The 6685-nt window shown below is 64.3% G+C and carries 8 protein-coding genes; 3 read left to right on the top strand and 5 right to left on the bottom strand.

Translation table 11 applies throughout. The features are described from left to right. Nucleotides 1-779, bottom strand: a 779-nt coding sequence (locus tag RMN73_RS07575; RefSeq protein ID WP_309602715.1) for a peptide MFS transporter, incomplete at its 3' end; no start/stop codon positions are given. A 110-nt stretch (nucleotides 780-889) separates the two neighbouring features. On the opposite strand from RMN73_RS07575, the gene RMN73_RS07570 reads away from it, so the two are divergent. Together RMN73_RS07570 and RMN73_RS07565 are read left to right on the top strand one after the other, a co-directional pair. Further along, the gene (locus RMN73_RS07570) at nucleotides 890-1498 is read left to right on the top strand and encodes a nitroreductase (protein ID WP_309602714.1); all 609 of its coding nucleotides are present in this window, start codon (nucleotides 890-892) and stop codon (nucleotides 1496-1498) included. A 40-nt stretch (nucleotides 1499-1538) separates the two neighbouring features. Further along, a complete protein-coding gene (locus tag RMN73_RS07565) occupies nucleotides 1539-1889 on the top strand; it encodes a GntR family transcriptional regulator (protein WP_309602713.1) in 351 nt (116 codons plus the stop codon). Here the strand turns inward: RMN73_RS07565 and RMN73_RS07560 are convergent. Beyond that, a complete protein-coding gene (locus RMN73_RS07560; RefSeq protein ID WP_309602712.1) occupies nucleotides 1886-3523 on the bottom strand; it encodes an acyl-CoA dehydrogenase family protein in 1638 nt (545 codons plus the stop codon). The genes RMN73_RS07565 and RMN73_RS07560 overlap by 4 nt on opposite strands. A gap of 48 nt (nucleotides 3524-3571) precedes the next feature. Here RMN73_RS07560 and RMN73_RS07555 point away from each other — a divergent pair, with 48 nt between their 5' ends. Beyond that, nucleotides 3572-4492, top strand: coding sequence for an L-threonylcarbamoyladenylate synthase (locus tag RMN73_RS07555; RefSeq protein WP_309602711.1), 921 nt, complete (start codon nucleotides 3572-3574; stop codon nucleotides 4490-4492). A 54-nt stretch (nucleotides 4493-4546) separates the two neighbouring features. Here the strand turns inward: RMN73_RS07555 and RMN73_RS07550 are convergent, their stop codons facing one another. The 3 genes from RMN73_RS07550 to RMN73_RS07540 form a co-directional block, all read right to left on the bottom strand. After that, nucleotides 4547-5119 carry a hypothetical protein gene (locus RMN73_RS07550; RefSeq protein WP_309602710.1) on the bottom strand — a complete coding sequence of 191 codons (573 nt, stop codon included), beginning with the start codon at nucleotides 5117-5119 and terminating at the stop codon, nucleotides 4547-4549. A 178-nt stretch (nucleotides 5120-5297) separates the two neighbouring features. Next, on the bottom strand, nucleotides 5298-5846 hold the full coding sequence (gene msrA, locus RMN73_RS07545) for a peptide-methionine (S)-S-oxide reductase MsrA (protein ID WP_309602709.1): 549 nt from the start codon (nucleotides 5844-5846) through the stop codon (nucleotides 5298-5300). A 64-nt stretch (nucleotides 5847-5910) separates the two neighbouring features. After that, nucleotides 5911-6615, bottom strand: coding sequence for a PilZ domain-containing protein (locus tag RMN73_RS07540; RefSeq protein ID WP_309602708.1), 705 nt, complete (start codon nucleotides 6613-6615; stop codon nucleotides 5911-5913). Nucleotides 6616-6685 lie beyond the last annotated feature (70 nt).

The following is a 6685-nucleotide window of genomic DNA, read 5'->3' as shown; positions in this document are numbered from 1 at the left end:
GCGACCGCGGCGATGCCAATGCCGTACAGCGTGGTTTCCTTGCCCTTGCTGAGCGGAGCCGGTGCTTCGCCCGCGCCGTTGAGCGCTTTCTTGCCAAGCACGAACACGATCAGGCCGGCGATCATGCCGATGCCCGCGAGCCCGAAGCCATAGCCCCAGCCGATCGTCTCGCCGAGATAACCGACGAGGATCGTGCCGATCGCCGCGCCGACGTTAATCCCCATGTAGAACACGGTGTAGGCGCCGTCGCGACGGACGTCGGTGAGCTTGTAGAGCTGCCCGACCATCACCGAGATATTGGCCTTGAGGAAGCCCGAGCCGACGATGATGAACGCCAGCGCGAGCCAGAACACGTTGATCGTCGGATCGGACTGCCCGCCGACCCCCTCGACCGCCATCAGGCTGTGCCCGGCGGCGAGCAGCAGCCCGCCGAACAGGACTGCCTTGCGCTGGCCGAGGTAGCGGTCGGCGAGATAGCCGCCGAGCACCGGGGTGATGTACACCAGGCTGGTGTAAGCGCCGTAGATCAAATTGGCCTTGCCGTCGGCAAACAGCCAGTGCTTGGTGAGGTAGAAAATCAGCAGCGCGCGCATGCCGTAGTAAGAGAATCGCTCCCACATTTCGGCGAAGAACAGCATGTACAGGCCCTTGGGATGACCCGCGAACTCGGGTTCCTTCTGGATCACGATCTTGGCGCCGACCGTGAGGAAAATACCCAGCAGGATGACCGCGATTGCCGCAATCCACTCGGTCTCCTGCCAAAGGGACATGTCTTTCATTCGCTCTCTCCGCCTTGATCGGCACGCCTCGCGCGGGGGTGCCTGGTTGGTTAGGGCGCACCCTAACGACGAAATTCGGCTTGTGAAGCCGGTTGTTACGCGCGTCAGCCATGCGTAGTGCTGCCCCCATGACGCTCAACGACCGCTCGACCATCCTCTCCCTGCTCGAAACCCGCCGCTCGGGCCGCCCGCGCGAAATGGTCGCGCCGGGTCCAAGCAATGACGAGTTGATGCAAATCCTCGCCATCGCCGCGCGCACGCCCGATCATGGAAAATTATTCCCGTGGCGGTTCATGGTCGTCGCCCCCGACCAGCGCGATGCGCTCGCCAATCTGCTGCTCGAAGCGCTGCCCGAATGCGACCCCAATTATGGCCCCGCGCACGTCGCCAAGGCGCAGGAGTTCGCCCACCAGGCGCCGACCCTCGTCGTGCTCGTCGCCGCACCGATTGCGGGCCACAAGATACCGTTGTGGGAACAGGAGCTATCGGTCGGCGCGTCGGGAATGAACCTGCTGCTCGCCGCCCATGCTTTGGGCTATGTCGCCAGCTGGATCACCGGCTGGGCGGCCTATTCCGAACGGGTCCGCGCCGCCTTCTGCGCGCCGGGCGAACGGATCGCCGGGTTCATGTTCATCGGCTCGCCCGGAATGCTGCTCGAAGAACGCCCGCGTGCACCGCTCGCCGCCGTTGCGCGCCCGTGGGTTCCGCCGTCCGCGTAACCCACTTGAAACAAAGCGCGACCTGCTGTATTACCACAGCATGACGCTTAGAAACTCTCATGAAAAGCCCGTTTACGTCCGCCTCCGCGAAGTGATTGCCGATGCAATCCTTGCCGGCCGGTACAAGGACGGCGATCCCCTCCCCTCGGTCCGCGCGCTGGCGGTCGAGGAAGGTGCCAACCCGCTGACGGTCGCCAAGGCTTATCAGGGGTTCCAGGACGAAGGGCTGATCGTCGTCAAGCGCGGGGTTGGCATGTTCGTCGCCGCAGGTGCCGCCGCCCGGCTGCGCACCAGCGAGCGCGACAGTTTCATCCAATCCGAGTGGCCGTTGATCCGCGACCGCATGGCGCGGCTCGGGATTGTCCCGGCCGATCTAGTGGCCGACGCTTAAGCCAGCGCCGACGCCTCGCACGCGTATAACATCGCCGCTCCGCTCTCCGCCGCCGCCCCAAGCCCGAGCGCTTCGGGCACCACTACGGCACAGAAATATTCCGCTGCCGCTTTGTCGCGCGCATTGGCGTCGGGCGCTTTCGCCAGTCGCTCGACCAGCCAGCCGGCGACCATCACCGAGCACATCGTCAGGAATGGGTAGCTCCCCGCCAGCCGATCATCCGCCGACGCGCTGCGCAGGCTCGCCGCCGCAACCTCGACCGAGTCGGTCAGCGCGATCAGCAGGGGATGTTCGGCTTCGGCTTCGACCTCGGCGATCAGCCCGTCGAACGCCAATCCGCCGTCGAGCCCGAGCTTGCGCCCGACCAGATCCGCCGCCTGGATGCCATTGGTGCCCTCGTAAATCGGCGCGATCCGCGCATCGCGCAAATGCTGCGCCGCGCCGGTCTCTTCGATATAGCCCATCCCGCCATGCACCTGGATGCCGAGGCTGGCGACTTCGCACCCGACATCGGTGCCCCACGCCTTGGCCAGCGGAGTCAGCACATCGCCGCGATAGCCCGCCTCGGCATCGCCTTTCGCGCCGCGGTCAATCTGCCCAAAGGCGTAATAGACCAATGCCCGAGAGCCCATCGTGAGCGCCCTCATCCGAAGCAGCATTCGCCGCACGTCGGGATGCTCGGCAATCGCCTTGCCGCCTTGTCGCCGGTCGAGCGCGTAAGCCACTGCGCGCTGGGTCGCGCGCTCGGATATCCCCACGCCCTGCAGCCCGACATTGAGCCGCGCGTTGTTCATCATCGTGAACATCGATCGCATGCCCTGATTCTCCGGGCCGATCAGCCAGCCGGTCGCCCCGCCATGATCGCCGTAACTCATCACGCACGTCGGCGAAGCGTGAATGCCGAGCTTATGCTCGATCGACACGCACTTCAGGTCGTTGGCGGTCCCGTCGGGCAAGACCTTGGGCACGAGGAACAGGGAAATCCCGCGAGTCCCCTCGGGCGCGGCGGGGGTCCGCGCCAGCACCAGATGGACGATCTGCTCGGCCAGATCATGATCACCATAAGTGATGTAAATCTTGGTCCCGGTGACGCGCCAGCTGCCGTCGTCATTGGGCTCGGCCTTGGTCTTCAATGCCCCGACATCGCTGCCCGCCAGCGGCTCGGTCAAATTCTTCGTCGCCGGCCATTCGCCCGACACGATCGTGGCCAGATACTTGTCCTTCAATTCCTCCGACCCGTGATGCTGCAGCGCTTCGATCGCCCCCATCGACAGCATCGGCAGCAACGCAAACCCAATGTTCGCGGCGTTCAAATCCTCCATCAGCGCCGCCGACAAGGCCAGCGGCAACCCCTGCCCGCCATACGCCTCGGGCGCGGCGAGCGTCATCCACCCGCCGTCGACGAACGCCTTGTACGCCGCCTTATATCCGTCAGGCATGACCACCCCGTCGGGAGTCCATTTCGCCCCGACGGTGTCGCCGATCCGGTCAAGCGGGGCGAATTCGCCTTCGGCCAGTTGGCCTGCGCCTTCGAGCACCGCGCCGACCATTTCAAGGTCGTTCGACAACTCGCCGATCCGCACCACATGGTCGAGGACGAGGCGCTGGTCGTGGACGGCGGAACGAAAGGTCATGTGCGGGCACCCTTGATGATCATCGGGCCATGCCATAGCGAGCGCGCCATGAGCCCGCCAGATACCGAAGTGCTGCCGTTCGACGACGCGGGTATCGCGCGCGCCGCAGCGTTGGTGCTCGCCGGACAGCCGGTCGCGGTGCCGACCGAGACCGTCTACGGCCTCGCTGCCGACGCCACCAACGCGGCTGCAGTTGCGCGCATCTATGAAGCCAAGGGCCGCCCCAGCTTCAACCCGCTGATCGTCCACGTCGCCAATCTCGCCGCTGCCGAGCAGCTTGGCTTGTTCGACGACACCGCCCGCGCCTTGGCCGAGGCGCACTGGCCGGGGCCGTTGACGATCGTCGTTCCGGCGCGGCCCGACAATGGCATCGCCTTGCTGGTCACTGCCGGCCTTGCGACCATCGCCATTCGAGTCCCCGCGCACCCCGCGATGCAGGCCTTGCTCGGCGCGACCAACTGCCCGCTCGCCGCCCCGTCCGCCAATGCCAGCGGCAGGATCAGCCCGACCCGCGCGGCGCATGTACTTGCGAGTCTCGATGGGCGGATCGCGCTGATCATCGACGGTGGCCCGACGACGCAAGGCATTGAATCGACCATCGTCGCCGCGACTGGTGGGCCCGTGCGCCTGCTCCGCCGCGGCCCGATCCAGATCGACGCCAAACTATCGTCAGGCGGGATCGAAGCCCCCGGCATGATGGCCAGTCATTACGCTCCGCAAAAGCCGCTCCGGCTCGACGCCACGGCGGCCCAGGACGACGAATATCTGATCGGCTTCGGGGGCGTCGCGGGCGACTCGTCACTCAGCGAAACCGGCGACCTGACCGAAGCCGCCGCTCGCCTGTTCGACCTGCTTCACCAAGCCGACGCCTCGCCCAAATCCCGCATCGCCATCGCGCCGATCCCCAACGACGGAATCGGTGCCGCCATCCGCGACCGCCTCAGCCGGGCTACTGCACCGCGCGGATAAAGAAAAAGGGGCAGCCCGCGCCGCCCCTTCGTCCTTGATAATTATATGTTGAAATCAGTTCTTGGGTACGACCGGAACCGCCGTCACCGCTAGCGGCGCGGCGGGCGCACCGACGGCCATTGGTGCCGGGCCGGTGACTGGCATGGCAAGCTGGACGTCTTCGTCGATGAACCCCTTAACCGCAGCGCCGACTGGCACCTTGGCGCTGGTTCCGGTCATGAAAAAGCCAGCGGGAAGAAACACGATGGCCGAGACTGCAACCGCGCCGACGCCGCCGGCAACGCCCTTGTCGTCGAAACCGCCGGTCATGCGGATCTGGCGACCGTTGACGGTGACGCTCAACACCCGCGCGACGAGGCGACCCGATTTGCCCCACATCCCCTTGTTGCGAACGTCGGTGATCTCGCCGACCGCTGGGCTGCCTGCGGGAATGACGACCACGCCCTGAACCAGCACCGGGGCCGAGGTTTCCAGCCGGAACCGCTGCCCGACGCGAAGCTTCTTGCCGCCGGTGGTCAGTTCTTCCAGCAGCCGCAGCGGGACTTCGGTACCGGTGCGCAACATGGCATTATTGGTGACCGGCGCACTGATCGGCGCGATCGTCTGCTGGGCCTGCGCAGTCAGCATCTGTGGTGCGAGCACGAGCCCGCAAGCGAATAGTCGCAAATTCATTGTAAATACCCCCAACAAACGGACAACAGAAAGCTGCCGTTGGCGCTGGCTGGCATACAAGTCGCTGCAATTCAATTGCATTAACCCGAGCAAAGGCTGTTTACCATTAACCTTCTCTCGGGCGTCGCACAGATTAGCTCGTTGCCGTCTCGCTCTTCAGTCTCGCCTGGAAGCTCTTGCGCAATTTCGCCAGTTTGGGCGGGATGATCGCCATGCAATAGGGATTGCGCTGGCCCTCGGTCGCCCAATAATCCTGGTGATTGTCTTCGGCCGGATACCATGTCGCTCTGGGCTCGATGGTGGTGACGATCGGCACCGATTGTCCCGCTTGCGCCTGCACGATCCCGGCGCGGGCCTCGGTCGCCTGCGCCTCGTCCTGCGGGAAGATCGCCGAGCGATATTGCGTGCCGACATCATTGCCCTGCCGGTTCAGCTGGGTCGGGTCATGGGTGGCGAAAAAGATTTCGAGCAGGCTCGCGTAAGGAATGACATCGGGATCGAAGGTCACCTTGATCGCCTCGGCATGGCCGGTATTGCCGCCGCAAACTTCGCGATAGGTCGGGTGGTCGACATGGCCACCGGTATAGCCGCTTTCGACCTTGCTGACGCCCGCAATGTCGAGGAACACCGCTTCGGTGCACCAGAAACAACCCCCTGCCAGTATCGCGACTTGCTCGGCCATCATTCGCTCCTCTTGTCGAAGCGCCTGAAATGGAGAGCCGCCCCGCGATCGGCAAGAGCGGGCTTTAATTGTTCTTTTTGTAGCTTGCTTTGAGGCTGGCCATTTCGACCCGTTTGCCGACCCAGTCGGCCAGTTCCTCAAGGCTCAGCGGCTCGTCGAACACGATCCCGGCGCGGCGTTCGGAAAACCAGCGCACCTGACCCTTGATCGGGCGCAAGCTCTCGACCACGATGACGACGTCCTTGCCGAGGCAATATTCCTCGATCGGCTCGACTTTCATCCCGCCCAGCGAAATATCGCGCACTTCGCAATTATAGTAAGTGCTGCCGACGCGGACGCTGGCCTTGCACTGCACGTCGAGTCGCGGCGGGCGCTGGCGGAAACCGTGGCGTGGCTTGCGACCGGCGAGCAGTTCGCCAAGGTCGATATTATGCGCGAATTTGAACCCGGCCGTGCCCTCGCGGGTCCAGATCACGGTGGCGGGAATCTTCTGCCCACTGAATTCGATCCACACCGCATCGCCGACACTGACCGTCTGGCCGACTTCGGCCATCAGCCCGCCGGCCGACATATTGCGCACGCGGATCAACTGATCAGCATGTTCAGTGGTCAGCTTGACGATGCACAGCGTCGACGGAAGGCGATCTTCATCGCGCCGCTCCGACGGCCGCGGCACCGCGGTCGATAGCGAAAAGGTCGTCGATTCAAAGGCAACGTCGTCATTGGCGAGCGACATTGCCGGTTTACGGCGGATCAGTGAGCCAAACATTCCCCACTCCAACGGAGAAAACTCTCCAAGCGTGGTGTTGTACGACCGATGCGGTTAATAAGGCGTTTCT

This window comes from Sphingomonas sp. (assembly GCF_031372575.1).
Taxonomy (GTDB): Bacteria; Pseudomonadota; Alphaproteobacteria; order Sphingomonadales; family Sphingomonadaceae; genus Sphingomicrobium.
The sequence above is the reverse complement of the archived record's forward strand: the minus strand, read 5'-3'. Positions and strand labels throughout refer to the sequence as shown.